The sequence below is a fragment of the Nocardia sp. CA-129566 genome (genome assembly GCF_050956075.1).
Taxonomy (GTDB): domain Bacteria; phylum Actinomycetota; class Actinomycetes; order Mycobacteriales; family Mycobacteriaceae; genus Nocardia.
The window spans coordinates 7,654,622-7,680,553 of record NZ_CP192085.1; the positions used below are offsets into that span (position 1 = coordinate 7,654,622).

The following is a 25,932-nucleotide window of genomic DNA, read 5'->3' on the forward strand; positions in this document are numbered from 1 at the left end:
CCGGGGCGAGCGCGTTCGCTGTCGCGTCTCAGCGTCGGCCCAGTCGTTCATTTGTGACACGCAACTGGCGGATTGTGGTCGCGGCCAGGTGACGGACCTGTTGCGGGCGCAGGCGGCCGCACAGCTGATCCCAATGCAGCGCGACGATGTCGCCGACGGCCACGTCCGGCATCGCCGAATAGCCGTTGTGCCACACGGCGACCCGTCGCGGCGCCGGAGCCGACAGCGCGAGCCGGGTGCCGTCCCAGCTGAGATGGCGACAGCGGACCACGACCTCGGAATCCGCTGCGGCGAGCACCTTTCCCCAGGTGATGCGGCAGCTGTCGAGGACATACACGGGGTGTTCGTCGTTACCCTTACCGAGCAATCGGCTCCACGGGTAGACACCGAAGACGTGGAAACAGTGATTGGCCGCCGCCTCGCCGGCCAGGTCGGGAGTCAGGTGCGCCCAATAGTGCCCGGCGACCGGGCCGATGACGGCCAAGAGTTCGGCGGCGAACTCCGCCGCGTCCAAGTCGGCGCCGACACCGCCGCCCAGCCAATACGACTCGACGAGACGACCGTCCAATGGATCGTCGATTCCGGTCAGTTTGGACATCACCTGCAGATACGGCCACGCGCCGGAGAACTTCTGCGCCGCCGCGCGCACAGCCTGCCGCGCCCCGCCGCGCAGCTCCGCATCCGCTGGACCACAGAACCCGAGCGCATTGGGCGCGTTGGCGTAGCGGACGAACATATCGGTGCCGTCGACACGCGTCGACTCGATATCAACGATGCCAGTACCTCCGCCTCACGGGGAATTGCCCGTCTTCAACAGATTCGCGGTAGCTGTTCACCCGCTGGCAGATCGACCACGCGCGTGCCGCCCAGTGCCGTCCTGGCGACGACCATGCCGGGATGCTCTTCGACGCAGACCCCGATCGCGGCGCTGCGGGCACCGAGTGGATGCTCGCGCATCACGGCGAGCACCCGATCGGCATCCTGTTGCGGCACGAACGCGATCAACTTGCCCTCATTGGCGACATACATCGGGTCGAGGCCGAGCAGTGCGCAGGCGTCGCGGACCTCGGCGGGTACCGGGATCGTCCGCTCATCCAGTGCGACACCGACTTTCGCGACTCGTGCGATCTCGTTCAGGGTGGCCGCCACGCCGCCGCGCGTGGGGTCGCGCAGCACGTGCACATCCGCTCCGGTGGCGATCATCGCGGCGACCAGTCCATTGAGGGGGGCGGTGTCGCTGAACACAGTGGTTCCGAATTCGAGTCCTTCGCGGCAGCTCAACACGGCAACACCGTGCAGACCGATCTCTCCGCTGACGATCACCACGTCACCGGGCCGAGCCCGCTCCGGACGGATATCCACGCCGTCGTCGACCACGCCGATTCCGGCCGTATTGATATAGACCCCGTCACCGTGGCCCGCATCGACCACCTTGGTGTCACCGGTCACCAGTTTCACATCGGCGCCCAATGCGGCGGTGCCCATCGCCGCCGCGATGCGGGCGATATCGACCAGAGCGGTGCCTTCTTCGAGAATGAATGCTGTCGACAGCGCTGCCGGGCGCGCGCCCACCATGGCCAGATCGTTGACCGTGCCGTTGACGGCGAGCTCACCGATCGAACCGCCCGGAAATACCATAGGTTTCACCACGAACGAATCGGTGGTGAAGGCCAACTTGGTTGCGCCGACGGTGATCACGGCGGAATCTGCGAGCCCGGTCTCCGACGCCGCACCGAATGCGGGCAGGAACAGGTGCTCGATGAGTTCGCCCGACATCGCCCCACCGCCGCCGTGGCCCATCACGATATTCGGTGAATCCCGCAGCGGCATCGGGCAGACCCAGCCGTCCATGTCGATGACCGGCGGTGTCGCCGACACTTCGGCCTCCTCATGCATGAGCGACCTCCGCGGGCAGGTCCAGCCGCCGGTAGAGGTAGTAGGCCGCGCAGGCGCCCTCCGAGGACACCATGGTGGCGCCCAGCGGGTTTCGCGGCGTGCACTGCTTGCCGAATGCGGCGCATTCGTGCGGTTTGATGAGGCCCTGCAATACCTCGCCGGATCGGCAGATCGAGGATTCCGCGGTACTCATGTGGCCGACTGCGAACCGTTGCTCCGCGTCGTAGTCGCGGTAACGCTCCGAGAGCCGCCAGCCGCTGCGCGGGATGACGCCGATCCCTCGCCAGCCCCGGTCGGTGACCTCGAAAACGTCCTCCAGCATCGCCTTGGCCGCCGGGTTACCGGCGGCGGCGACGGCACGCGGATAGGCGTTCTCCACCTCGTGACGCCCGGCCTCCAGCTGGATCACGGTGCGCCGGATGCCCTCGAGAATATCGAGCGGCTCGAATCCGGTGACCACCACCGGAACCCGGTACTTCTCGGCCAACGGTGGGTACTCGCCGGTTCCCATCACGGTGCACACGTGCCCCGCGGCGAGGAATGCCTGTACCCGGCAGGTCGGCGATTCCATGATCGCGGCGATGGCTGGCGGTACCAGCACATGGGAGACCAGCAGCGAAAAATTCTGCACACCGAGTCGTTTCGCCTGGTACACGGTCATCGCATTGGCGGGTGCGGTGGTCTCGAAACCGATGCCGAAGAACACCACCTGGCGGTCGGGATTCGCCCGCGCCAACTCCAGCGCGTCCAGGGGTGAATAGACCACCCGGACGTCGCCGCCCTCGCTCTTGACGCGGAACAGATCCTTCGTGCTGCCGGGAACGCGCAGCATATCGCCGAAGGAGCAGAAGATCACCCCGGGCCGGGCGGCGATCTCGAGCGCCTTATCGATCACATCGAGCGGTGTGACGCACACCGGGCAGCCGGGACCGTGGATCATCTCGATCTGATCGGGCAGAAGCTGGTCGATACCGTGGCGAATGATCGAATGTGTTTGCCCGCCACACACTTCCATAATCGCCCAGCGCCTGGTTGTCACCGCCCGGATGCGGTCGAGCAGGACCTTCGCGAGTTCTGGATTGCTGAATTCATCAAGGTATTTCACTATGTCACCTCCGGGTCGCGTTGCTGTTCGGTGGCTTCCGGATTCTCGAGACCGGCCTGCGCCGCGGCGATGGCGAATCCATCGCCGAACTCCTCCTTCAGCACCCCGAGCCGTTCGAATTCGGACAGGGTCTGCAGCGCCGACTGCTCATCGAGCCGCTGGATCGCGAAGCCGACGTGGACGACGACATAGTCACCCACCGCCGCGTCGGGGATGTATTGCAGGCACACATCCTTGTGGACACCGCCGAAGTCGACCACCGACATCAACGTGCCATCACGCTCGTGCAGGCTGAGCACCTTTCCCGGGACCGCCAAGCACATGATCGCCTCTCCTTCCGCTCAACCCGCGCCGATGGCGAGTAGCTGACCGAACGCGAGACCGCCGTCGTTGGGTGGCAGTCTGCGATGGCTTATGACATGAAATCCGTTGTCCCGCAGTAGTATCCGAGTGCGAGAGAGCAAATCGGCGTTCTGGAACACGCCACCGGACAGCGCGACCGGCACCGACGACGCGGCGAATGCGGTGGCCAGTTCCAGCACCAGGTGAGCGACGGCGGCATGAAAGCGCGCTGCGATCACACCCGCCGGAACACCCTCTCGCACATCGGTGATCACCGCGGCGATCACCGATGCCGCATCGATCGAGGCGATATCGGAGGTCGAATCCGCGGCACCGGGTGACGGGATCGCGAACCGGTACCGGACCGTACCGGGATCCACGCCACGCGCGATCGCCTCCAGTTCGATCGCGGCCTGCGCCTCGTAGTCCACCTCGTGGCGCACGCCGACCAGCGAGGACACCGCGTCGAACAATCGCCCCATGCTCGAAGTCGGCACACAGCCGAATCCCGTGTCGAACTGATGCGCGAGCACCCCCCGTTCGGCAACTGGGCACGCTCGCACCGCCGGGATGTCCTCGGCCCACTCGATACCCGCGGCCCGCAGATGCGAAAGTGCCATGCGATACGGTCGGCGCACACTGATATCCCCACCCGCCAGCGGCACATATCGCAGATGTGCAAGTCGGCGATAGCCCTTGTAGCCCGCGGCGAGGACTTCACCTCCCCAGATCGCACCGTCCGGCCCGAATCCCGTACCGTCGAAGGCTATTCCGAGGACGGCGGCGGCCGGATCCAGCCCGTGCTCGCCCATCACCGCCGCGATATGGGCGTGATGATGCTGTACCGTCCGCACCGGACGCCCGGCGGCATGCTGTTCGGCCCAGGCGGTCGACCGGTAGCGCGGGTGCGCGTCCGCCGCCAATTGGCCGGGACGCACTCCGGTCAGCTCCTCGAGATGGCGCTCGGCATCGGTGAACGCCCGCAGGGTGGCCAGGTCGTCCATATCGCCGATGTGCTGGCTCAACCAGGCATAACGTCCGTCCGCAACCGCACAGGTGTTCTTCAGATCGGCGCCGACCGCGAGTGTCGGCGGCACCGGCATGGGCAACGCCAGCGGCAGCGGCGCGTAGCCGCGGGATCGCCGGACGGGCAGCTCACCGTCATCGACCAGCCGCACCACCGAATCGTCGCAGGGCACCAGGATGCGACGGTTGTGCGAGAGCCACCCATCGGCCAGACCCGCGAGCCGCGCCAGCGCGTCGCCGTCGTCGTAGCAGATCGGTTCACCACCCAGATTTCCCGATGTCATCACCAGCACCTGGGGGCCGGGCGCGTCGCCGGGCAATCCGAACAGCAGCAGATGCAGTGGTGTGTAGGCGAGCATGACACCGAGGTCCGGGTTGCGCGGTGCCACCGATTCCGCTGGAGTTGCGAATTCAGGCGCACAAGGTATCTCGTCCCGCGCACCACGGCGGCGTGGCAACAGCACAATCGGCCGAGCGGGGCTGGTCAACAGCGCGGCGGCCGTCTCGCGCACCTCCACGATCGACCGCGCGGTCGGCAGATCGGGCACCATGACGGCGAAAGGCTTATCGCCGCGCCGCTTCCGGCGACGCAGCTCGGCGACGGCGGCCTCGTTCCCCGCGTCGCACGCGAGGTGGTAGCCGCCGATCCCTTTCACCGCGAGAATTCCGCCGGAGCGCAACAGATCACGCGCCGCAACCAGCGGATCACCAGCACCCGGACCGGTATAGGACAGGGTCGGACCGCAATCCGGACAGGCGATCGGCTGCGCATGGAAGCGCCGGTCACGGGGATCGCGGTATTCGCGGGCACAGCGCTCGCACATCGCGAACTCGGCCATCGAGGTTCGCTCGCGGTCGTAGGGCAGGCTGGCGATAATCGTGAACCGCGGACCGCAGTTGGTGCAATTGACAAACGGATGGCGGTACCGCCGATTGCCCGGATCGCGCAGCTCGGCCGCACAGTCCGCGCAGATCGCGACGTCGGGCGAGGCCAGTGTCCGGCTGCCGCCGCGAATTGTGGTGTCGGCGATATGGAAACCGGTCCCGCCGCGCACCGGGATCTCGGTGTGCTCGACGGATTCGATCACCGCGAGCGGCGGCGGCCGGAGACGAATCCGGCTCACGAATTCGTCCAGATCCGCCGGCCTGCCTTCGATTTCGATGATCACCCCGCCGCTGTCGTTGGACACCCGACCGGTCAAGGACAATTCGGCGGCGGTGGTGTACACGAAGGGCCGGAATCCGACGCCCTGGACCACACCTCGGACTTCCACCTGCCACCGAATACGTCGGTTCATGCCAGGTCCCCGTGCCCGAGCAGCCGCAGCCCGTCCAGCGCCGCGGCCGCCCCCGCTTCGTCGGTCTTCTCCACCGCGAAGCCCATATGGATGATCACCCAGTCGCCGGGGCGCGCCGGATCGTCCTGCAGTATCCCGACATTCACCTGTCTGTGCGCACCCGACACATCCACGAGCGCGATCTGATCGTGGTAGCCGTCGACGATCTCGATGACCCGACCGGGGATCCCGAGGCACATGGCTCACACCTCCTGTCGATCGAGCAGGTCCGCCACCACGGTGTCGATCGCGATGATCGCGTGGGGTACGGCCGCCGCTACCGCGGCGGTCAATCCGATCCCCTCGGCAACGGATTCGACCTGACAGCCCACCACGACGGTGGGCGGCATGGTGCCGCCCAGCGCCAGGACCGTCTCGAAGACGGCTTCGGGATTCATCGCGTGCCCGTCGAAGTGCGTGCTCGCGCCCTCGTCCGGCTCGATGTGGAACACCTCGATCCGGCCGGGCGCACCCCGATCCGGAATCGCGTCCACGAGCACCAACGCGTCCCATCCGTTGAGCAGGTCATAGGCCAGATGCACGCCGCGGATGCCGTAGTCGATGAAATGCACGCCGTTCCCACCGCCGGACGACAGCTGTCGAACCACGGCGGGCCCGAACCCGTCGTCGCCGAGAAAGATATTGCCTACACCCGCGACCAGTACTTGTGCCGTGCCCATCACCCCTGTCTGTCGGCCGGCGACAGTGCGTCACCGGCATTTCACATCGGTCGACACCCGCCTCACATATGGCGAATCCGGAGATACCGCCGCAGGTCCGGTATGGACCGCAGCCCGACGACCGCGCATCCAGCCACGACCACAGCGACGACGACGGTCGCGATCACTCCGATCGTTTCCATATCGACCCTTCCTTTCATCTCTATGAGCCCTCGATCGGCTCGATCTCGTCGGGAGCGAAGTACAGGTAGCGCCCGTACCACTCGTGCAGCTCGGCCGCGGGATCGTCTTCGACGACAACCCCGATGTGCACGCCGCCGTCCACGTCCTCGTGGACCAACGTGACTCGCGCGACCATGCTGTCGTAGAACACGTCGTGAGCGTCGGCGCGGCGCGACGGACGCAGCACCACCCGGCTGCCCTTGCTCACCAGCACTCCGGCCACGACGACGGCATCGGACTCGGGGCTTACGGCGTTGTCCGCCAAGGGATCCCACCAGTCGACACCGTCGGGGATCGCGGGCAGCACTCGTGGCTGTCGCAAGTCGCGGACCATCCCGTGCAGCTGTTGCAGTTGGTCCGGTGTCATGCTGTCGCAGCGGTCGATGATCTCCGCGGCCCGCGCATCGGTGGCGCGAGCCTGTTGCTTCTCTTCATCGGTCAGGGTCATCACCCGCAGGGCCAGGATCTCGTCGATCTCGGTGGAGTCGAACAGCGGACCCGGACTCTGATCGGCGACCTGCGGGTGGTCGTAGAGGATGATCGGTGAGATCAGCAGCAGGCTCCGATCTTCGGGTGGCCCGGCCAGCACCGGGAAGCACCGGTGGTGCGAGCAGCGCCGCACCGCGTCCGCCGCCTCCGCAGGCGGGTCCAGCAGCGAGACGAAATCGCCGCCTTCGATTTCGGCGAGGACATGCGCGCCGATAAACGAGCGGTCGATGGCGTCGTCCTTATCGGAGGCGGGCGAACCCAGATTGCGAACCGCGATCGTCAGTTCGTGTAACCCGCCCGCACGGTGCACCGTCACCGTCAGTTCCCCGACGAGCGGACACCGCGTACGAACCAATCGGCCGACGATATTTCCGGCTCCGTCGTCGATCTCCTCGATGTCGGTGCCACCCTCGACCGCGAGCCGGAAAGTGCGGTCGGCCAAGGGAAACGGCCCGAAATCGAGCTCCTGTTCGACGGCCTCGTCCCAGCTGAGCCACGACCGCGAGCCGACCCGCAGTTCGGGCACCGACGCGCCGAGTTCATCCTCGACGATGCGCCGCTGCAACTGCAGGAACCGGACGGTGACGCCGATCGTGGCACCATCGGCGGCGTCGACCGGACACTGAGCCGACAGCCACGCTTGCTCACCCAACCCCGATTCCGCCGCATCCACCGGCCCGAGCACGCCGAATTGCCAGCGGGACTGGTTCTTTCGGGCATTCGCCCGATAGGGGTAGAGCAGATACCCCTCGTAGAGCACCGAGTCGGCCACAGCGCGCGCTCGGCCCCGGGCGGACCCGCCCGCCTCATCCGGTTTCATCGTGCCTCCCGCGCGTCGGCGGCCAGCAGTTCACGGACCGCATCGTCGTAGCCGAGCAGGCCACGGCCGGATTTATAGGCCGACAGGTCGTCGAGAGTCTCCCGCGACAGCCGCAGCCACCCCGAATTCGGGAAGTACGCGCCCATCAGGTCATGCCACACCGATACCGGCATATCGAATCTGTCGTCGCGATCCCATGGCACCTGCTGGATCGCGAAACCATTGGCGCCCTTGATGAATACCGTGCCACTGAACAGAAAGATCAGCGGCACCGTGCCCGCCCGCAGCGCGTGCAGATACTTCGATCCGGCGACCTCGAAGTCGTAGGTCACCGGCAGCGGCATATCCACCTCGGCGCCGCCGCTGAATCCGGGAACCATGGTGGCGCAGTGCATCCACAGGAACGAGCGCTGGGTGTCGTGCCACCGTTCGCGGGGACCGAACAGATCCACCAGACCCGCGGATTCCTCGTCGGTGTAGGAGCGGCGATTCGGTTCGATACGCACCTGCGCCCGTAGCGCGATGGCGTGGACCGGCTCGTCGGCCAGCGCCGCGATACCGACCCTGGCGGACAGCGCTGGCGCCGCCGCGTACAACTCCGGCCGGATATCCAGTACGGCGAAGGTGATCGAGTACGCCGGGCTCATCGAGGTCCCCCGGCGACTCGCGCGCGTCCCGCCATCTCCGAGAAGAACTCGTCGATGTAGCGGTGCACATCCCGTCCGCCGTCGAACCCGCGCCACAGCATTCGCACGCGTCCGACGAATTCGTAGCAGGCGTCGATGGGCAGCAATAGGCAGCCCGACGTGGCGCCGCGATCCGGCATCCGAATCAGCAGCGCCTCGGTATCGTCGGCCAGAACATCGATCTCCGGATGCCGTTCCAGAATGACGCTCCACAGGTCGAGCGGCAGTTCGGATTCGGTGGCACCGGCCGGTCCGGGATAGAACGCGACGGTGCGGCCGAGTGTGGAGTTGCGGAAGAAGAATGCCAAGCCGACCGGAATCTCCAGCGCATCCCATTCCCCTTGACCGACAGTGACATTCGGGAATACCAGATACCGATCGGGCACCGCCCGGTAGCGCAGCGACGCCGAACTGTCGGTGAACAGCAGATAGCAGCCGCGGCATACGCACATCAGCTGTCTGCCTTCGACATTCACCACGTGCTGGTGAGTTTCTTCGATCGGGTCCGCGCACATTTCGCACCGCTCCCCGACCGGCGTGGTCGCCGGTCGCGCCGCCGCGATACGCCGCAGCACCGGGAACGATGGATTCACCCGACCACCTCCGCCGGCAGCGCGACCGACGGCTCACCGTCGCGGACCAGTACCGGAAGCGGCTCGAGATGACCGTCGCCGTCGATGCGGACACCGGCGTGCACCACATCGAAGTGTGACCGGCATACCGGGCAGCGCAGCACGGCTTCATCCGATGCGAACCCCATCCGGCGGTGCAGTACCGCCCCGGCCAGCGAATTCCCGCACGCCGCACAGCAATCGCGATAGACGTACAGCCCGTCACCGACCCGGCAGGCGAGCACCGCCAGTCCGGCGAGGGTGAATCCGCCGACCTCACCGGGACCCAACGCGGCGAGTTCGGGCACGCCGATCCAGCTGCCGGCGTGCTGCCCGCGCGGATGTATATGCGTCATCAGCGATTCGGCCGGGAACACGCCGGGGGTCGAATCCGACTGAGCCGCAACCACTTCGATGGAGTCGATCTCCGGCGCCGCCGCGCGCACCGCATCCTCGACCGCCAGCTCGAGCGTCACCGACGAGGATGGGCAGGTGCGGCAGCTCCCGGTGAGCTCCAGCTGGACCACGCCGTCCGCGACGCCGAGCAGGGTGACATCGCCACCATGCGATCCCAGGTAGGGCCGCACACTGTCCAGTGCGGCCTGCACCCGAGTGACGACATCGTGGGGATGAAGTCCGTGCACGAGCAGCAGACTCGCGATCAGCTCGTCGCCGACCAGTCGTTCGATCGCATCGTCGTCGAGCAGCCGCAGGACCCGTTGCAGCCCGGCGCCGTACAGGTCGACAACCTCCCGGACCAGTTGCTCGGCGCGTTCCCGGGCCGCGGCGCCACCGGCCGAGGTGGCGTCGAGCAACGTGTCTATCCGATCGCCTGCGGCGCGCCAGCGATCCTCGTCGACGGCCGGGTCGTCCCGGACTTCGGAGCGGTCGTTCACAGTGCGTGCCTCCCGATTCGATTCGAATTACTCCGGCGTGAATGCCTGGGTCGGGGAATGCAGCTTTTCCAGTGTCTTTCCATTGCCCAGATACATGTGCACGCCGCATGGCAGGCACGGATCGAAACTGCGCACGGTGCGCATGATGTCGATGCCCTTGAAGTTCTCCCGGTCGTTCTCTTCGAAGATCGGCTGACCCTGCACCGCATCCTCGTACGGGCCCGGCGTGCCGAAACTGTCGCGCGGGCTGGCATTCCACGGTGTCGGCGGATAGGGGTGGTAATTGGCGATCTTGCCGTCCTTGATCACCATGTGGTGCGACAGCACGCCGCGCACGGCCTCGGTGAACCCGCAGCCGATGCCCTCGTCCGGAACCTCGAACGTTTCCCAGGTCTTGGTGCGACCCGCCCTGATCTCCGCGAGGGCCTGCTCCGCGAAATGCACCGCGCACGCCGCGGCATAGGCCTGGAAGTAGGTGCGCGCCCGGTTGCGTTCGATCGTATTGCTGCCGTATGTCGGAATCTTCCACTCCAATTCGACCGGACCCTTGAGCGCCGTCTTCGGCAGGTTGATCTGCACACTGTGGCCGGTGGATTTCACGTAGCCGATATCGACCAACCCGGCCAGCGCGGTGGTCCACAGCCGGGCCAGCGGTCCGCCACCGGTATCGAGTGCCAGATGGTCCTTGCCGTCGAACCAGCGCGGCGACATCACCCAGCTGTACTTGTCCTCCAGATCGCGCTTCTGCGGCCTCGGGTTGGTGTGCTGATTCCACGGATGGCGCCGGTCCACCGGATTACCCAGTGGGTCGTTCTTGACGAACATGTCCTGATCGGTCCAGTCCTCGTAATACGAGCTGCCCAACAGGATTCGCAGACCCAGATTGATGTCGAGCAGGGAGGTGGTGAGCAGCTTTCCGTCGACCACTACTCCCGGGCTCACGAACATCTTCCGGCCCCACTGCTCCATATCCTTATAGGAGAAGTTGCAGAACTCCGGATCCTGGAACGAGCCCCAGCAGCCGAGCAGGGTGCGGCGCAGCCCCACCTGGTCGTACCCGGGTAGCGCCTCGTAGAAGAAGTCGAACAGATCGTCGTGCATCGGCACGACCTTCTTCATGAACTCGACATAGCGCATCAGCCGGGACATGTAGTCGGTCATCAACTGGATCGTCGCCGTTGTCCCGACCCCGCCGGGGTACAGCGTGGACGGATGCACATGTCTGCCCTCCATCAGGCAGAACATCTCGCGGGTATAGCGGCTGACCTGCAGGGCCTCCCGATAGAACTCACCGGTGAACGGATTGAGCGCCCGCATGATGTCGGCGATGGTGCGATATCCGTGGTCCTGCGCGTGCGGCGCCTCCGCCCGCTCCGCCTTCGTCAACACCCCGGGGTTGGTCTCGGAAACCATCTTCTCGCAGAAGTCCACACCGACCAGGTTCTCCTGGAAGATATTGTGGTCGAACATATATTCGGCGGCCTCACCCATGTTGACGATCCACTCGCCGAGGTTGGGCGGCTTGACGCCGTAGGCCATGTTCTGCGTGTAGCACGAACACGTGGCGTGATTGTCACCGCAGATGCCGCAGATGCGGCTGGTGATGAAGTGGGCGTCGCGAGGGTCCTTGCCGCGCATGAAGATCGAATAGCCACGGAAGATCGAGGACGTGCTGTGGCACTCGACCACCTCGCGATTCTCGAAGTCGATCTTGGTGTAGATGCCCAGACTGCCCACGATTCGGGTGATCGGATCCCACGCCATCTCGACGAGGGCGTTCGGATCGGTCTTGCGATGTGAGGGCTGCGGGATGATCTCGGTCATCGTAAGGTCCTCCTACCAGGTCCGAGTCGCGCCGGATACCAGCTTGTCGCCCTTGTGCCGCCAGCCCGGCTCCTTGTCGACCGTGCGAGCGGTCATGTGTCGCAGGCTGCGTATGACGGAGCCGTACAGCCCCGATGCGGCGGACGACAATTTGCCACCGGGTGGTTCGTCCATGAACGGCATGAATTTGTCCGGGAATCCGGGCATTGTGCAGCCGATGCAGATACCGCCCACATTCGGGCAGCCGCCCACGCCGTTTATCCAACCGCGCTTGGGCACATTGCATTTCACGACCGGACCCCAGCAACCCAATTTCACGATGCACTTCGGAGATCCGTACTCGGTGGCGAAATCGCCCTGCTCGTAATAGCCCGCGCGGTCGCAACCCTCGTGGACGGTCGCGCCGAACAACCACTTGGGCCGCAGCGACTCGTCCAGCGGGATCATCGGCGCCTGACCGGTCGCCATATAGAGCAGATAGGTCAACGTCTCCGACAAGTTGTCCGGTTGAATCGGGCAGCCCGGCACACAGACGATCGGGATTCCGGCCTTGCTCTTCCACTCCCAGCCGAGATAGTCCGGCACACCCATCGCGCCGGTCGGGTTGCCCGCCATCGCATGGATGCCACCGTAGGTGGCGCAGGTCCCTGCGGCTACGACAGCGGTGGCCTTCGGGGCCAGGCGGTCGATCCATTCGCTGGTCGTCATCGGCTGGTTCGTCTCGGGGTTATTACCGAACCCGCACCAGTAACCCTCGGTGTGGAGTCGCTCATTCGGGATCGACCCCTCGACGACCAGGACGAACGGTTCTATTTCGCCGCGATCGGCCTTGAAGAACCATTCGAGGAAGTCATCGGCGCCCCCGGTCGGGCCGCATTCGTAGTCGATCAGTGGCCAATGGACGGCAACTTTCGGCAGGCCCGGAAGCGCTCCGAGTGCGATCTCCTCGACGCTGGGTTGGGTGGCGGCAGTCAGCGCCACCGAATCACCGTCACAACTTAGGCCAGCGTTGATCCAGAGAACATGGATCAACGTATCTTCGGCTTTGACTGCTTCCTGAGTCGGCATTGTCAGCCACCCTTCTGAAGCGAACAACACGTGGTCGCGTCCTTTGGCTCTACAAAGAACCGACCTCCAATGTGATTCTGATCACGTCAGTCTAGGCTTGACGCACAGTGCCCTCAATAGGGCTCGACACGGTCCGGCGGCGTTCGGAAAGCCATTCGTACCATCGCGAAACGCCTTCGCCCGTGGCTGCCGAGAGCGTTATGAACTCGAGCCCTGGATTGACTCGATGCGCATATTCGCGGCACTGGTCGAGATCGAAATCGACGAACGGCAGCAGGTCTATCTTGTTGACGATCACCAGGTTCGCGGCGGCGAACATGTGCGGATACTTCAGCGGCTTATCGGAACCCTCGGTCACCGAGATCACTACCACCTTGCCGTGCTCACCGAGGTCGAACAAGGCCGGACAGACCAGGTTTCCGACATTCTCGACGAACAACACGCTCCCCGGATCCGGGTCGAGGACATCGAGCGCGTGCCGCACCATCTCCGCGTCCAGATGACAACCGGCGCCGGTGTTGATCTGCACGGCGCGGCATCCGGCCGCGGCGATCCGTTCGGCATCCAGCAATGTCTCCTGATCGCCCTCGATCACCGCCATCGGCATCTCGCGCAGTTCGGTGACCGTGCGCACCAGCAGCGTGGTCTTTCCAGCCCCTGGCGAGCTGGTCATGTTGAGCGCCAAGATGTCGCGCTCCTGGATGCGTATTCGATTCTGCTGTGCGAGTTGGTCGTTCTTGGCAAGCACCTTCTGTTCGAGGGTCACCGTGTCGGTGACCGGGAGATGTACATGATCACCGCCGTGTCGAACGTCGTGCTCGTGCACGTGTTCGTGCTCATGCTCGTGCTCGTGTTCGTCACCGTGCGAATGCTGATGCGGATGCTCGCGCGGGATGGTGATCACGCCGGCTGTGTGTTCGCCGCATCCACAGGTTGCGCACATGCGTCACTCACCTCCATGGATCGTATTCGTAACTCCATTCCGGACTTGATCTCGACATCGGCACTGCCGCATTCGCACAACAAGATGAGATCGGGCAGCGTGAAATCGGCACCGCAGGCCCGGCAACGCGCACTGCCCGGGACGGTGCGGATATCGAGGCGCGCCCCCTCGGCGGGGGTGCCCTCAGCTGCCAGTTCGAAACAAAACTGCATCGCGTCGGGCACGACGGCGCACAATGCACCGACCTCGACGGTGACACTGTGCACCATTCGGCCCGCCGCATGCTCACTCACCACATCGATGACACTTTGGGTTATCGCCATCTCATGCATCGCGGCTCATCTCTCGTCGAGAAGAACTCTTCCGAGGCTACTCCGAAGCAAATCGATATTGCGGGGTAAATCGACGAAATTGCCGACGACCGGGCCGACATTGCCGGTTCAATGGCAACCCGACAGCATCCAGTGGCGGTCCTGGGCATCAGACCTCGCGGGGCACCCGGGCCGGGGCGGGTTGCGCGATCTTGCGGAGGAAGGCATGGCGGCGCGCGGCGAATCCGTAGCGGTCGCCGAACAGATCAGCCGACATCTGCGCTAGTTCCTCGGTCAGGATCGCCTCGATTCGGCCAGCAGGCAGATCGACATTCAGCCTGGCCCATTTGGCCCGCACGGCGGCAGCCCGCACGGTCGGGCGGCAATACTCCCGGGCGAGGTCGTCGAGCCAGCAATCGAATTCGTGGTCCGGACCGACACGATCGATGAGATTCCAACGGTGCGCCTCGACGGTATCCAGGCTCGGACAATCGGTGAGCAGCTCACGGGCACGATCGGGCCCCACCCGATGGGGCAGGGTAAAGGTATGCAGCTCGGAACCCGTCAGCCCGAGCGTCGCGTAGTGCGGATTCAGCAAGACGCGCTGCCGGGCCACGACAACATCGGCGGCCAGGGCGAGCATCACCCCACCGGCACCCGCCGAGCCGGTGAGTGCGGCAATGGTGACCTGCGAGGTGCACTCCAGCAACGCACGGCACACGGCATTGATCGCGGTGATATTCGCCCAGGCCTCGTGGGCCGGGTCGACCGCATGTTCGATGGCTCCGAGGTGGATCCCGTTGCACCAGTGCGGGTTGTCGGTTCCACGCACGATGAGCACGTCGGTGCCTTCCCGGCCCGCGTGCCGGATCGCGTCGGCGAGACGCAGGCAGAAGCCGGTGTCGAATGCGCCGTTGTAGGCGTCGATGGTGATGGTCGCGATCGGGCTGCAACCTTCGCGGTGGTAGTGGATGTCACCGACCGTGGCCGCGGTGTTTCGCGGAACCGTCAGGATCGGGTAGCCGATCCGGTGCAGCACATTGGTCGCGGGGCCTTTGCAGCCGTCCGAGGCGGATTGCGCGCGCAGGTGGCCGATCCAGAGTGTGTCCGTACCGCAGGCTATTTCGATGCGGTGGTGCGCGCGACCGACGATGGTTCCGGGTTGGCCGATATGGCCGACACGTTTCCCGGGATGGGCGTCGTACACGTAGACGGGATGAGTGTGCAGCGTGGTGCGCACACCTGGGAAGCCGTCCGCTGCGTTGATCCGGCGCGCGATCGTATGGGGGTCATCGGCCCAGTCGATGGCCCGGTCGGATTGCCGCATTGCCGGTCTTGGGCGTGCGTCGCGAATTTCGCGCGGCGCGTCCGCTTGATCAACCGGCGCGTAGCGGGGATCGGATGCCTTATCGGCGGCTTCGAGAATGCATTCCACCGCAGCGTCGGCGACGACAGTGTTATATATAGCGCTCTTGGTACAGCCGCCGGGCAGCGGGAAAGTGCGAAATGCCCAGACCGGGCCCGCGTCCAACTCGGCAACGGCGGTGAGCGCCGTAACACCCCACCTCGGTTCGGCATTCGTTATCGCCCAATCCAGCGAGTGCGGACCACGGTCGCCGACCGGACCGGGATGGATGGTCAGAGTTGTCCAGCGGCGGGTGATGTGCTCGGGGACGGCCGATTTGAGATATGGGCAGATGATGAGATCGAAATCCGCGGGAGCGACCGCGGCATCCATCTCACCGGTACCGGCGACAACTTCGGTTCGCACCACCCGTCCCGCCCTGCGCAGCGCGGCGGCCGCGCGGCGGGTAAGCCCGTTCTCGGCGCTGCTGAGCAGCAAAATCCGCTGAGACATTGCGTGAGCCCTCCTGCACAGCCTCCGGTACACGACGATCCATAGTGGTGACGAGACGGCTTGCAAAACCCATGCGGATCGGGACTGTACTCGCTATCGATGACTCCCTGGCATCGACACGCACACACCGTCCATCCGATAGCCGCCCGCAACGGAATGAAAACGACTCCTGCGCTCGTGGACACGGACACCGGAACGCACAGCGAGAACAGGACCGCCGAGGTGGCGGTCCTGTTTGTCTCTCGGTCGTTTCCGGTCAGCGGGGCGGCTGCGTCCGAATCGCTACGCTGACCGTTGGGTCACGGCCGGAGCGGGTGTTCCGTATTCGGCGAGTCCCGTCAAAGCCTGCGGTAGTGAGCCCTGGTGCAGGACGCCGAGGCGCTGGGTGGCGCGGGTGAGGGCGACGTAGAGTTCGGCCGCGCCGCGTGGGCCGTCGGCGAGGATTCGTTCCGGTTCGACGACGAGGACGGCGTCGAACTCGAGGCCCTTGGTCTCCGACGCCGGCACCGTGCCCGGCACACCCGGTGGGCCGATCACAACGCTGGTGCCATCCCGACCGGCTTCGTCTCGTACGAATTCCGCTATTGCAGTGGCTAGTTCGTCCTCGGTGACCCGCCGCGACCACGGCTGGACGCCGCAGGCGCGGACCGATTCCGGTGGCTGGACCCCGGGTGCGAACTCGGCGAGCAGCGCGGCGGCGACGGTCATGATCTCCGCCGGGGTGCGGTAGTTCACCGACAGCGACCGGTAGACCCAGCGACCGGGTACATACGGCTCGAGCATGGTGTCCCAGGAGGTCGCGCCAGCAGCCGACCGGCGCTGGGCGAGATCGCCGACCACCGTGCAGGATCGGCTCGGGCAGCGCCGCATCAACACTCGCCAATCCATTTCGGACAGTTCCTGGGCCTCGTCGACCACGATGTGCCGGTAGGTCCAATCCCGGTCCGCGGCGGCGCGTTCGACGAGTTCACGGGTGTCGCGTTCGAGGAAGCGATCGGCCAGATCCTCGGCGTAGAGCAGGTCCTGGGCGAACAGGTGGTCCTCGTCGTCCATGTGGTCCTCGCGGCTGATCATGAGGTCCAGCACCCCGGCCGCGTACTCGGCCTGGGCCTGTTGCTCCCGCTCGGCGGTCCGGTCGGCCGGTTTGTCGGGGCCGAGCAGGTCGAACAGTTCGTCGAGCAGCGGCACGTCCGACACCGTCCAGGCGGTGCCGTCGGCACGCAACAGCGCCCCGTCGGCACCCGCCGCTCGCAGCCGCTCGGGCGACGAAAACAGCTGTGCCAATAGGGTTTCCGGCGTCAGTATCGGCCAGAGTTGGTCGAGCGCGGCGGTGAACTCGGCGTTGTCGGCGAGCTCCTCGACCAAGTCCGTCCGTAGCTGCTCCCATGCTTCGCGATCCGAGCGGGTCAGCCAGCCCTTGCCGATCCGGGCTATCGCCCGTTCGGTGAGCACGTAGGTGATGATCTCGCGGAACACGGCGCGGGCCTCGTTGTGCGGCAGGCCGCTCGCACGCGCCTCCTCCCTGGCCCACTGCGCGGTCTCGGCGTCGATCCGCATCGTGACGTCCGCCATTGCGATCGGCAGCGGATGTTCCGGCAGGCGCTGCCGATCGGCGACCGCCGCCGCGAGCACGTCCAGGATCTTCAGCGAGCCCTTGAGCCGCGCGGCCTCCGGTGTGTCCTCGGCGGTGACGCGCAGACCGGGCACGAGGTCGCCGGTGGTCATGAACACCACATTGGACTCGCCCAGCGACGGCAGCACGCGGCCGATGTGGGTCAGGAACGCCGGGTTGGGTCCGACCACGAGCACACCGTGACGCTCCATCCGCTCGCGCTGGGTGTAGAGCAGATACGCGACGCGGTGCAGCGCCACCACGGTCTTGCCGGTGCCCGGGCCACCCTCGATCACCAGCACCCCGGGGTGATCGAGCCGGATGATCCGGTCCTGTTCGGCCTGGATCGTCGCCACGATGTCGCGCATCCCCGCACCGCGCGGTGCGTTGACCGCCGCGAGCAGGGCCGCGTCCCCGCGCTCGTCGACACCGGGGCGGCCGAGCACCTCATCGGTGAAATCGACCAGGCGCCGCCCGCGGGTGTGGAACTGGCGGCGCCGACGCATGTTCTCCGGGCTCGCGGCGGTGGCGACGTAGAACGCGCGCGACGCTGGCGCCCGCCAATCGAGCAGCAACGGTTCGTACTCGTTGTCCTCGTCGTAGAGACCGATCCGGCCGATGTAGGAGGGTTCGCCCGACACGCTGTCCAGCCGCCCGAAACACAGCCCGTTGTCCGCCACGTCCAGCCGCTTCACCTCCCGGGCCAGCGCACGCACCTCGGCATCGCGTTCCACCAGTGCTCGGCCGTTGCTCCGCAACGCCGCGGCGTACCGGCCCTTCGCCCGCGTGCGCTCGGCGTCGAGCCGCATGTAGAGCTCGCCCACATAGCTACGCTCGGACCGCAATTCGTCTTCATATCCCTGAGTTGACAAGTGCCCTCCCTTTCCCTGGCTCGACAACGTCGTGTGGTTCACGCGGACACCGGCGGTCTTTCTCGGTCGATCACGTCGATCAGCAGTTCCGCGGCCATCGTCGCGCCGTCGGCGCCGATCGTGTCGGCCACGGTGGCCGCTCGTGCGCGGGTCTCGGTGGTGAGGGCCGTCGCGAGCGCGGCCGACAGGGACTCGGTGGTCGGAATCGGACCGTCATGTGCCACCCCGATGCCAAGGTCGGCTACCCGGGCAGCCCAGTACGGCTGGTCCACCAGCTGAGGCACCACCACCTGAGGTGCGCCCGCCCTGGTGGCCGTTGTCGTGGTGCCCGCGCCGCCGTGGTGCACGACGGCGGCCACCCGGCCGAACAGCGCCTGCTGGTTGACCTCGCCGACGACGAAGCAGTCGTCCTGGTCGTCGATCAGGGCCAGGTCGGCCCAGCCGCGAGAGATGAGTACGCGGCGACCCCGCGCGCGGACCGCCTCGATGGCCACCCGGGCGATGTCATTCGCGGCTTGCATGGGCATGCTGCCGAAGCCCACATAGACCGGTGGTGTGCCCGCGTCCAGGAACTCCACCAATTCGACCGGGAGCGGGCGTTCGTCCGGCAGGATCCACGCACCGGTCTGCACCACGTCGAGGTCCGAGGTCTGCTGCCACGGGCCGAGGGCCGGGTCGGTTGCCAGCCACGGGCGGTCGGTGAAGACATGGTCGCGGACATTGTCCACCGGTGGCAGGCCGATCGACGCGCGGTGGGCGTTGACCACCGGGCCGAACAGCTCGTTCATGTGCTCGGCGTTCAGATCCCACAGCACCCGGTTGTCGGTGACATCCGACGGCAATGGCCGACCCGGCCATTGGTGCGGTGGGTGGTGCGGCGAGGGCAGCATGGTCGCGAAGAAGCTCACGTACCGGAAGTGGATGTCCAACTTCTCGGCCACGGCCCGCGCGGCGGCCACGGCCGGGAACAGGCCGGTCGCCACCACCGCGTCACAGTCCGCTGCCGCAGCGACGAGCGCGTCGAACTGCGCGGCGACCAGCTCGGCCGCCCGCTGCGGCAGATCCGCGGGTTTCCATTTCTTCGGCCCGCTCGCTACCTCGCGCATCGACGGGCCGCTCGGCACCATCGGGACGCCGACTTCGGCCAGCCGCTCCGCGAAGTCCGGCGGCGCGCACACCCGCACCTGCGCGCCGAGTGCCCGCAACCGAACCGCGAGTGCCACCATCGGTTCGACGTCCCCGCGCGACCCATATGTCGACAACAACACGCGCATTCGGTACTCCCATATCCGCCGGTTCTGGACTCGGCCAGCGATTCTGCGGCATGACCCGGGTCTTGCCGCAAGCCCCCGGGTGCGCTATATGTTGGAGATGGAAAGGAGGCGGAGCGCTCCTTTCGCTTGATCGTCGCCGTGCACGGGCAACCTCCTCGCAAAGCCGCATGCGCATTGCCGCATACCCGCCACCGACCGGGTGGCGGCGGATGGCACCGTTGCGACACGCCGGGATTCCGAACACGCCGATGCGCCGATGGTGAAACCCAGCACAGGCCATACGATTTCGCTATGACCACTGGGGTTGGGAAAGTGCTGGTTACCAGGAAGATTCAGCGCCGCGGCCGATCGGTGCTCGTTACTGTCGGTGTGCCACAGCCATTTTCATCGACCGATGCCAGCTACGTGTGCCGACTACGTATCGAGGGATTGCAGCCCGGACCGATGATGATCAGAGCCACCGGCAACCAACCGGTGCAAGCATTGCTGTCCGGATTGGGCGAAGTCAGCTCGAGGCTGTCGGTCACCCTCCCCGATTTCCTATCCGATGCCCATATCGGCGGCGACCTCACGCCACTTCACGCCTAGTACGAGTGCCCTCGGGGCCCCGACGCGGAGCCGGGGCCCCACCGCGCGGTCGGGACCGTCGCATACGCCGAACTGCCGCAGGCATTGACCAGACTGTCTGTCGATGAGCAGCCTTAGGTCTCGGCAGCCGTTGCTACGGAGTTCCACCCGCGAAATCGTCGGCGAGATTTTGCCACATCCCGACCCAGTAGTTGCGGTCGTCGTTCATCGCCACGGGGTCGTTGATCGTCAACTGGTGCCAACGGGCCGACAGGAGGCCCGCACCGATGCCAGGGTCCACCTCGGCCAACTCCCGCGCGGTGCTCTGGAAAGTTCCCAGGAACAACACGAACAGGGCGATATTGGAATTGACCAGCCGTCGGTCATACGGGTCCTCCTCCCACAGGAAGAGCACCTGATCGGTGGCTGCCTCCACAGCTACGCCGCATCCGGGGTCGATATCCTCGGCCACGACGACGTACTCGCCGTCTTCCAGCTGACGGGAAAGCCGTAGGTCCCGGACGGGAATGAGGCCCGCCGACTCAACCGTCTCGACGTCGGGCAGGCCGACGGTCGACAGGAATTCGCGGGTCGGCACCGACAGCCGTGGGCTGACCAGTTCTGACGGGATCGGTTGAAGTTGATCTCCCCAGACGCGACGGACCTCCTCCGCAGTGACGTTGCCGACCCAGCCCCGGGCGTTGTCGCCTGTCATCCTCGCCGATTCCCTCCACGTGAACTTCCCAGTCCCCCATTCCCGAGCACGACTTTACTTCGACCGACATCTACAAAACCAGAATCGCAGACCACCACCGAGAGCTGAACATGCCTCCAGCGCGCATGACCTAGCGCATTTGGATGACGGGGCGGGTCGCTATCGCGGTGGATGGCGCACCTTCGGACATGATTTGCCGGCGAGGTGACATTTCTCCTCGAAGCCCTCGGGCAGCCAGGCGCCCGACAGCAATGTCGGGTGGTGTGGGAAGTGTCCATGTGCCGCAATGGTGAATACCAGTGCGGCCCACGGGCATTGCACCTGCACCATGGCCTGGGTGCCGTCGTCGAGGACATACTTGAAGCCGACGCGGTCGGGTCCGAGCAGATCGAGCTGATCCAAGCCCGACCAGTGCATCGACCAGGACTGCCGCGGGTTGATGAAATACATCCGCTGATCCGAAATGAGCGCTGTGGCGGGCGGATCCGCGACCCATCGCGGTTGCATGGCCTGCTCGGCTCGGCGTCGTCGTGCGTGATTGAGCGCGGCATTGCCGAGATGTGCCGCGGCCACGAAGCCCAGTGACCCGGTGGCGGCGATCCGGTTGTGGTCCCAGCTGCCGTCGCCGATGGCGCGCCATTCCCACCACACCGCAGGTCCTTCGGCCAGCGGTAGCTCACCTCGCTCCAACCTGACCCTGGTCGGCCGCGGCGGCAATTGCTTCAATCGTCCGGTTCTCAGCAGCTCCACTACCCCGCACGTGTACAGCAGGTGGTCGTCGAACCACGACCAGCCCACCTGCTGGGCGAGAAACCGATTGATGTCCTCATCGGGGTCGTACATGCGGTTGGCTCCCGGAGCTGTGCACCTGTCACGGGGATTCGGGGTCCGGCAGGATCTCGGCGACCGCCTCGACCACTCGATCGCGTTCGGCCGACTTCCACCCGAATCCGCTGCACCAGGATCTCACGTGACGCTGGGGGCTTGCGCCGGTCGTTGTAGATCTCCGGGGGACTCAACGGTCGCGGCAACCATCCAGTGTCGCCTCCAACACGCGAAATGCGTTGTAGGACACGGTTCGACGGCAAGTGTTGTGTGAGTTCGATGAGTGTAGCGGTCGGGCGAGGTCGGCCGGTCCGCGGGCGGGACATCGACGCGGTTATGCCGAAAGATCGGTGGTCTCGGCTCCCGCCATCTTCACCAGCATGTCGTGCAGTTCCTTCGCCAACTTCCCCGCACGATCGCCGTGCAGCGCGACCTCGGTGAACGCATCGACCAGTGCGGGTCCCGGATCCAGTGGGCTGTAAGCGAGATCACTACTGCCGCGCAAAGACTCGGTGACCAATCTGCGCTGCGCTTCCTGGCGCGCACGGAAGTCGCCGGCGACTTCGAGGGCACAACCGAATTCGCGAACGACCGCGGCGTACACCGGCCGGTCGGCGGCACGCCGTCTGCGCAGCCACCTTCGCGGCGGCGCACCGCCGGCCGGCGGGACCAGCGTCGCCAAAGTGGGTCCATGCAGAACCATCCAGATCGCCCGCGACGCCGATCGCGGCGTCTCCAACGAGCCCCCACGCACCGCACCCACACCATCGTCCGGATCGGTGATCGCAATGCCCCGCAACGTAATCGGATACTTCCCGAGCATGTCATCGATCGCCGCGGCGATCTCCCGTACCGCATAGATGTCGACCCGCGCCGCATGAAATCCACTGATCTCCAACTCATGCCGAGCCGCCATCTCCACCGCAATCTGGTGCACCGGAGGCTCGGTCACGGCGTAATTCCGCGGGCGCACCACCATGTCGGCCGCCGACCCGCGGATCGGCGGGTCCGCGCCGGCGTCGACCGCGACGACGGCCATGTCGCCCTGCCGCTGTCCCTGCACCACCGCGGACTCGCGACCATCGACCTGCGGACGCGGTACACCCGCAGCCGAGTCGAGGGACCGCGACCGACGCACCTCCCGCCGCGCGCTGACAGGATCCCGACCTGCCGGTCCAGCAACGTCGTCGGCGGCCCCGATCACACTGGATTCCGCAGCGGAGGTGAGGGATTGCGACCGCAGGGCCTCGATCCGCGCACGGTCAGCGTCCGGCCCGACCTCCGCAAATCCCGGTTCGATCGGCGCCGGTGGACGAACCACCCCTGGCCCGCTGACATCGTCCAGCGGGCGACCCGCCACCGCTCCAGTAGCGCCGCCACCCGCGCCGATCGAACCGGCTTCCGCAGCATCGGGCAGGGACTGCGACCGCGAGCCCTCGAACGGTGCGCTGGCGGGGTCCCGACCGACCATGTCTGGTCCCGATCCATCAACCCGCGGACCGACTCCCCCTGCTCCCTCCGCCTCGGTCAGCGGACGCCCCTCCCCCGGCCCCCCAACATCGACCAGCTGACGACCTGCCCCGGATCCCATGACATCGCCCGGCGGACGACCCACTCCTGGTCCAGCAGCGTCGCCACCTGCGCGAGTCACACTGGTTTCCGCAGCGGGTTCGAAGGACTGCGACCGCAGCGCCTCTCGCGGTGCGCAGTCCGTGTCCGGACCGACCGGCTCCGGTCCCGACACTTCAACCTGTGGACGAACCAACCCTGGGCCCGCGCCCAGCGCACGACTCACAGCCGGTCCAGTGGTGTCGCCGCCCGTTCGGACCATATTGGGCTCCGACTCGAGTGACCGCGTCATTCGTCCCGCGCTGTCGGGGCCCGGAACGACAGCCTCTGGTCCTTGTACATCGGCCTGTGGGCGAACCGATCCCAGCTCGGTGACATCACCCAGCGCAGGAGCCATCGCTGGCCCGGTTGCATCGTCACCTGCGCCGATCACAGTGGATTCCGCGGCGGGAGCGCGGGACTCCAACCGCAGCGCCTCCTGCCCTGCACCGTCAGGGTCCCGGTCTACCGGCGCTGGTTCCGGTACATCAACCAGCGGTCGCGCCGCCTCTGGTTCCGCGGTATCGCCCGCCGGTCCGGCAACATTCCCACCCAGGCTGGGTTCTGGTGTGGGGGTAAGGGATTGCGCGCCTCGCCGCACACTGTCAGTGTCCGGATGGGCCGCGTTCGGTCTCGGTCCATCGGCCTGCGGACGAACCGACTCTGGCCCTGCGACACCGCCCGGATGCACCATTCCCGGTCCGGTGGCATCGTCACCCGCGCCGATCACAGTGGATTCCGCGGCGGAGGCCGGGGACTGGACCGCCTCTCGCCTTGCCCTCTCGGGGTCCCCGCGGACAGCGGTGGATCCCGGTACATCAACCTGTGGACGAGCCGAAAGCGGCACCGCCACACCACCCACCGAACAACCCGCCTCTGATTCCGTCACACCACCCACCGAACAACCCGCCTCTGATTCCGTCACATCACCCGGCGAACGAGCCGCTGCCGGTTCAGTGGCGTCGGCACTCATGGGGACCGAAGTGGGTTCGGCAGCGGAACTCGGAGACTGTGATCGCAGCTCCTCGCGCGGTGCGGTGTCGGAGTTCGGACCGAGCGAGGTGGGGCCCGATACGTCGATCTGTGGACGAACCAATCCTGGTGCCGCAATATCGTCTATCGGACGACTCACCAAGGGGCCCTGAGCATCAGCCAGCGGATGAGCTGCTGCCCGTCCCAAGTTCAGCGGAGGAGGCGCTGCTGATCCCGCGCTCGGCGGAGGAGATGCTGCTGATCCCGAACCCGACGGAAGAACCCCCGCAGAACCCGAACCCGACGGGCGAGCCGCTGCGGATCCCGAACCCGACGGAAGAACCTCCGCAGAACCCGAACCCGACGGAAGAACCCCCGCAGAACCCGAACCCGACGGGCGAGCCGCTGCGGATCCCGCAACATCGACCAGCGGGCGACCCGCTGATCCGCTGACATCTCCCACCGAAGCCGCCGCTGGGCCAGTAGCTTCGCGCCCCACGGGGGTCACGGTGGGGCGCAGTGATGGGGGCTGGTGGATTGCCGACGATCGTGCTGCCACGAGTGGATTCGCTTCGGCTGCAACGGGTGTGGGCACTCGGGTGGCGGCGGTGGCAGGTTGTGGGCGCAGGCGGACGGTGCGTTGTGTCCATGGTGTCTCCGTTTTTCGACGAGACCATGGGGTTGGCTGCGGCTTGCGGGCGTGGGCAGAGGGCTGAGGTTGCGCGGGTTGCGCGGGTTGCGCGGGTTGCGCGGGTTGCGCGGGTTGCGCGGGTTGCGCGGGTTGCGCGGGTTGCGCGGGTTGCGCGGGTTGCGCGGGTTGCGCGGGTTGCGCGGGTTGCGCGGGTTGCGCGGGTTGCGCGGGTTGCGCGGGTTGCGCGGGTTGCGCGGGTTGCGCGGGTTGCGCGGGTTGCGCGGGTTGCGGGATTTGCTCGGGTTGCTCGACTTTGGCCCGTTGCGCGGCTTGTGCGGGGGCGCTATCGGATGCGACCGTGACCGGATCGGTGGGGGCGGGGGTCGGGGAGGTCGCGGAATCGGCTTCCGCTGATGCGATGGCGGCTTTCAGGTCGGTGACGGCGCGGGTGGCTTCGGTGATGAGGTGTTCCAGGCTTGTGACCATCGCGCGGAGTTCGCTGAGGTCGATCCGCGATCGCTGGCTCACCGCGCTCTCCTGCTCGTCATCGCGCGGTCAGGTGATGGCGGGTGTGCTGACCTGTAACCACGTTTCGCTGCCACTGGACCGCAGCCGGACGGTGGCATACTCAATTTTCGCTCAGGTCGCAAAACTCCCGAGATTGGGAAGGGCGCATAGTTTGCGGCCGACTTCCCGACTCACGTCCGCGCGGTTTCAACCTGAGGGTCGCCATGGGCGATCA

Annotated in this window: 25 protein-coding genes; 3 read left to right on the forward strand and 22 right to left on the reverse strand. The window is 66.2% G+C overall.

What is annotated here, in order from left to right; genetic code table 11:
• Positions 1-28: 28 nt before the first annotated feature.
• From ACQP0C_RS33910 to ACQP0C_RS34000, 19 genes are all read right to left on the reverse strand, one after another.
• Entirely contained in the window at positions 29-766 is a 738-nt protein-coding gene (locus ACQP0C_RS33910) for a DUF6390 family protein (protein WP_433734728.1), read from the reverse strand.
• A 44-nt stretch (positions 767-810) separates the two neighbouring features.
• A complete protein-coding gene (gene hypE / locus ACQP0C_RS33915) occupies positions 811-1,896 on the reverse strand; it encodes a hydrogenase expression/formation protein HypE (RefSeq protein WP_433726679.1) in 1,086 nt (361 codons plus the stop codon).
• Positions 1,889-3,001, reverse strand: a complete 1,113-nt coding sequence (hypD, locus tag ACQP0C_RS33920; protein ID WP_433726681.1) for a hydrogenase formation protein HypD — start codon at positions 2,999-3,001, stop codon at positions 1,889-1,891. The genes hypE and hypD overlap by 8 nt, the downstream gene beginning before the upstream one ends.
• Positions 3,001-3,324, reverse strand: coding sequence for a HypC/HybG/HupF family hydrogenase formation chaperone (locus tag ACQP0C_RS33925; protein ID WP_433726683.1), 324 nt, complete (start codon positions 3,322-3,324; stop codon positions 3,001-3,003). The genes hypD and ACQP0C_RS33925 overlap by 1 nt, the downstream gene beginning before the upstream one ends.
• 18 nt (positions 3,325-3,342) lie before the next feature.
• Positions 3,343-5,667: a carbamoyltransferase HypF gene (gene hypF, locus ACQP0C_RS33930; RefSeq protein ID WP_433726685.1), complete on the reverse strand. Its 2,325-nt coding sequence runs from the start codon at positions 5,665-5,667 to the stop codon at positions 3,343-3,345.
• On the reverse strand, positions 5,664-5,906 hold the full coding sequence (locus tag ACQP0C_RS33935) for a HypC/HybG/HupF family hydrogenase formation chaperone (RefSeq protein WP_433726686.1): 243 nt from the start codon (positions 5,904-5,906) through the stop codon (positions 5,664-5,666). Before ACQP0C_RS33935 ends, hypF begins: the two co-directional genes overlap by 4 nt.
• Before the next feature lie 3 nt (positions 5,907-5,909).
• Positions 5,910-6,386, reverse strand: a complete 477-nt coding sequence (locus ACQP0C_RS33940) for a hydrogenase maturation protease (protein ID WP_433726688.1) — start codon at positions 6,384-6,386, stop codon at positions 5,910-5,912.
• 62 nt (positions 6,387-6,448) lie between these two features.
• Positions 6,449-6,568: a DUF6893 family small protein gene (locus ACQP0C_RS33945; RefSeq protein ID WP_433726690.1), complete on the reverse strand. Its 120-nt coding sequence runs from the start codon at positions 6,566-6,568 to the stop codon at positions 6,449-6,451.
• 20 nt (positions 6,569-6,588) lie between these two features.
• Positions 6,589-7,917, reverse strand: coding sequence for a hypothetical protein (locus tag ACQP0C_RS33950; protein ID WP_433726691.1), 1,329 nt, complete (start codon positions 7,915-7,917; stop codon positions 6,589-6,591).
• Positions 7,914-8,564 (reverse strand): DUF6084 family protein, encoded by a 651-nt coding sequence (locus ACQP0C_RS33955; RefSeq protein ID WP_433726693.1) that lies wholly within the window; start codon positions 8,562-8,564, stop codon positions 7,914-7,916. The genes ACQP0C_RS33950 and ACQP0C_RS33955 overlap by 4 nt, the downstream gene beginning before the upstream one ends.
• Positions 8,561-9,196 (reverse strand): DUF5947 family protein, encoded by a 636-nt coding sequence (locus ACQP0C_RS33960; protein WP_433726695.1) that lies wholly within the window; start codon positions 9,194-9,196, stop codon positions 8,561-8,563. The genes ACQP0C_RS33955 and ACQP0C_RS33960 overlap by 4 nt, the downstream gene beginning before the upstream one ends.
• The gene (locus tag ACQP0C_RS33965) at positions 9,193-10,110 is read right to left on the reverse strand and encodes a NifU family protein (RefSeq protein WP_433726697.1); all 918 of its coding nucleotides are present in this window, start codon (positions 10,108-10,110) and stop codon (positions 9,193-9,195) included. Before ACQP0C_RS33965 ends, ACQP0C_RS33960 begins: the two co-directional genes overlap by 4 nt.
• Before the next feature lie 27 nt (positions 10,111-10,137).
• The gene (locus tag ACQP0C_RS33970; RefSeq protein WP_433726698.1) at positions 10,138-11,934 is read right to left on the reverse strand and encodes a nickel-dependent hydrogenase large subunit; all 1,797 of its coding nucleotides are present in this window, start codon (positions 11,932-11,934) and stop codon (positions 10,138-10,140) included.
• Positions 11,935-11,946: 12 nt separating this feature from the next.
• Positions 11,947-13,002, reverse strand: coding sequence for a hydrogenase expression protein HypE (locus ACQP0C_RS33975; protein WP_354956092.1), 1,056 nt, complete (start codon positions 13,000-13,002; stop codon positions 11,947-11,949).
• 91 nt (positions 13,003-13,093) lie between these two features.
• The gene (hypB, locus tag ACQP0C_RS33980; RefSeq protein ID WP_433726700.1) at positions 13,094-13,945 is read right to left on the reverse strand and encodes a hydrogenase nickel incorporation protein HypB; all 852 of its coding nucleotides are present in this window, start codon (positions 13,943-13,945) and stop codon (positions 13,094-13,096) included.
• On the reverse strand, positions 13,903-14,277 hold the full coding sequence (locus ACQP0C_RS33985; protein ID WP_433726702.1) for a hydrogenase maturation nickel metallochaperone HypA: 375 nt from the start codon (positions 14,275-14,277) through the stop codon (positions 13,903-13,905). The genes hypB and ACQP0C_RS33985 overlap by 43 nt, the downstream gene beginning before the upstream one ends.
• Before the next feature lie 148 nt (positions 14,278-14,425).
• Positions 14,426-16,114 carry an enoyl-CoA hydratase-related protein gene (locus tag ACQP0C_RS33990; RefSeq protein WP_433726704.1) on the reverse strand — a complete coding sequence of 563 codons (1,689 nt, stop codon included), beginning with the start codon at positions 16,112-16,114 and terminating at the stop codon, positions 14,426-14,428.
• 282 nt (positions 16,115-16,396) lie between these two features.
• Complete coding sequence (gene helR / locus ACQP0C_RS33995; RefSeq protein WP_433726706.1) at positions 16,397-18,598, reverse strand: RNA polymerase recycling motor ATPase HelR; 2,202 nt, start codon at positions 18,596-18,598, stop codon at positions 16,397-16,399.
• 38 nt (positions 18,599-18,636) lie between these two features.
• Positions 18,637-19,872, reverse strand: coding sequence for a glycosyltransferase (locus ACQP0C_RS34000; protein WP_433726708.1), 1,236 nt, complete (start codon positions 19,870-19,872; stop codon positions 18,637-18,639).
• Between the two features lie 291 nt (positions 19,873-20,163).
• Between ACQP0C_RS34000 and ACQP0C_RS34005 the strand changes: the two genes are divergently transcribed.
• On the forward strand, positions 20,164-20,460 hold the full coding sequence (locus ACQP0C_RS34005; RefSeq protein ID WP_433726710.1) for a DUF6968 family protein: 297 nt from the start codon (positions 20,164-20,166) through the stop codon (positions 20,458-20,460).
• A 133-nt stretch (positions 20,461-20,593) separates the two neighbouring features.
• On the opposite strand, the gene ACQP0C_RS34010 is transcribed toward ACQP0C_RS34005, so the two are convergent.
• From ACQP0C_RS34010 to ACQP0C_RS34020, 3 genes are all read right to left on the reverse strand, one after another.
• Positions 20,594-21,154 (reverse strand): SUKH-4 family immunity protein, encoded by a 561-nt coding sequence (locus tag ACQP0C_RS34010; RefSeq protein ID WP_433726712.1) that lies wholly within the window; start codon positions 21,152-21,154, stop codon positions 20,594-20,596.
• 159 nt (positions 21,155-21,313) lie between these two features.
• Positions 21,314-21,997, reverse strand: coding sequence for a hypothetical protein (locus ACQP0C_RS34015; protein WP_433726714.1), 684 nt, complete (start codon positions 21,995-21,997; stop codon positions 21,314-21,316).
• Positions 21,998-22,313: 316 nt separating this feature from the next.
• Positions 22,314-23,450, reverse strand: coding sequence for a hypothetical protein (locus ACQP0C_RS34020; RefSeq protein WP_433726716.1), 1,137 nt, complete (start codon positions 23,448-23,450; stop codon positions 22,314-22,316).
• A 1,220-nt stretch (positions 23,451-24,670) separates the two neighbouring features.
• Between ACQP0C_RS34020 and ACQP0C_RS34025 the strand changes: the two genes are divergently transcribed.
• Together ACQP0C_RS34025 and ACQP0C_RS34030 are read left to right on the forward strand one after the other, a co-directional pair.
• Positions 24,671-25,012, forward strand: a complete 342-nt coding sequence (locus tag ACQP0C_RS34025) for a hypothetical protein (RefSeq protein ID WP_433726717.1) — start codon at positions 24,671-24,673, stop codon at positions 25,010-25,012.
• A 247-nt stretch (positions 25,013-25,259) separates the two neighbouring features.
• Complete coding sequence (locus ACQP0C_RS34030; protein WP_433726719.1) at positions 25,260-25,604, forward strand: hypothetical protein; 345 nt, start codon at positions 25,260-25,262, stop codon at positions 25,602-25,604.
• The last annotated feature ends 328 nt before the right edge of the window (positions 25,605-25,932 follow it).

Excerpts from the sequence above, each read along its gene's own strand:
- hypE (WP_433726679.1), bottom strand. The coding sequence starts at position 1,896 with ATGCATGAGGAGGCCGAAGTGTCGGCGACACCGCCGGTCATCGACATG.
- ACQP0C_RS33925 (WP_433726683.1), bottom strand. The coding sequence starts at position 3,324 with ATGTGCTTGGCGGTCCCGGGAAAGGTGCTCAGCCTGCACGAGCGTGAT.
- hypF (WP_433726685.1), bottom strand. The coding sequence starts at position 5,667 with ATGAACCGACGTATTCGGTGGCAGGTGGAAGTCCGAGGTGTGGTCCAG.
- ACQP0C_RS33935 (WP_433726686.1), bottom strand. The coding sequence starts at position 5,906 with ATGTGCCTCGGGATCCCCGGTCGGGTCATCGAGATCGTCGACGGCTAC.
- ACQP0C_RS33940 (WP_433726688.1), bottom strand. The coding sequence starts at position 6,386 with ATGGGCACGGCACAAGTACTGGTCGCGGGTGTAGGCAATATCTTTCTC.
- ACQP0C_RS33945 (WP_433726690.1), bottom strand. The coding sequence starts at position 6,568 with ATGGAAACGATCGGAGTGATCGCGACCGTCGTCGTCGCTGTGGTCGTG.
- ACQP0C_RS33950 (WP_433726691.1), bottom strand. The coding sequence starts at position 7,917 with ATGAAACCGGATGAGGCGGGCGGGTCCGCCCGGGGCCGAGCGCGCGCT.
- ACQP0C_RS33955 (WP_433726693.1), bottom strand. The coding sequence starts at position 8,564 with ATGAGCCCGGCGTACTCGATCACCTTCGCCGTACTGGATATCCGGCCG.
- ACQP0C_RS33970 (WP_433726698.1), bottom strand. The coding sequence starts at position 11,934 with ATGACCGAGATCATCCCGCAGCCCTCACATCGCAAGACCGATCCGAAC.
- ACQP0C_RS33975 (WP_354956092.1), bottom strand. The coding sequence starts at position 13,002 with ATGCCGACTCAGGAAGCAGTCAAAGCCGAAGATACGTTGATCCATGTT.
- hypB (WP_433726700.1), bottom strand. The coding sequence starts at position 13,945 with ATGTGCGCAACCTGTGGATGCGGCGAACACACAGCCGGCGTGATCACC.
- ACQP0C_RS33985 (WP_433726702.1), bottom strand. The coding sequence starts at position 14,277 with ATGCATGAGATGGCGATAACCCAAAGTGTCATCGATGTGGTGAGTGAG.
- ACQP0C_RS33990 (WP_433726704.1), bottom strand. The coding sequence starts at position 16,114 with ATGTCTCAGCGGATTTTGCTGCTCAGCAGCGCCGAGAACGGGCTTACC.
- ACQP0C_RS34000 (WP_433726708.1), bottom strand. The coding sequence starts at position 19,872 with ATGCGCGTGTTGTTGTCGACATATGGGTCGCGCGGGGACGTCGAACCG.
- ACQP0C_RS34005 (WP_433726710.1), top strand. The coding sequence starts at position 20,164 with ATGACCACTGGGGTTGGGAAAGTGCTGGTTACCAGGAAGATTCAGCGC.
- ACQP0C_RS34010 (WP_433726712.1), bottom strand. The coding sequence starts at position 21,154 with ATGACAGGCGACAACGCCCGGGGCTGGGTCGGCAACGTCACTGCGGAG.
- ACQP0C_RS34015 (WP_433726714.1), bottom strand. The coding sequence starts at position 21,997 with ATGTACGACCCCGATGAGGACATCAATCGGTTTCTCGCCCAGCAGGTG.
- ACQP0C_RS34020 (WP_433726716.1), bottom strand. The coding sequence starts at position 23,450 with ATGGTCGGTCGGGACCCCGCCAGCGCACCGTTCGAGGGCTCGCGGTCG.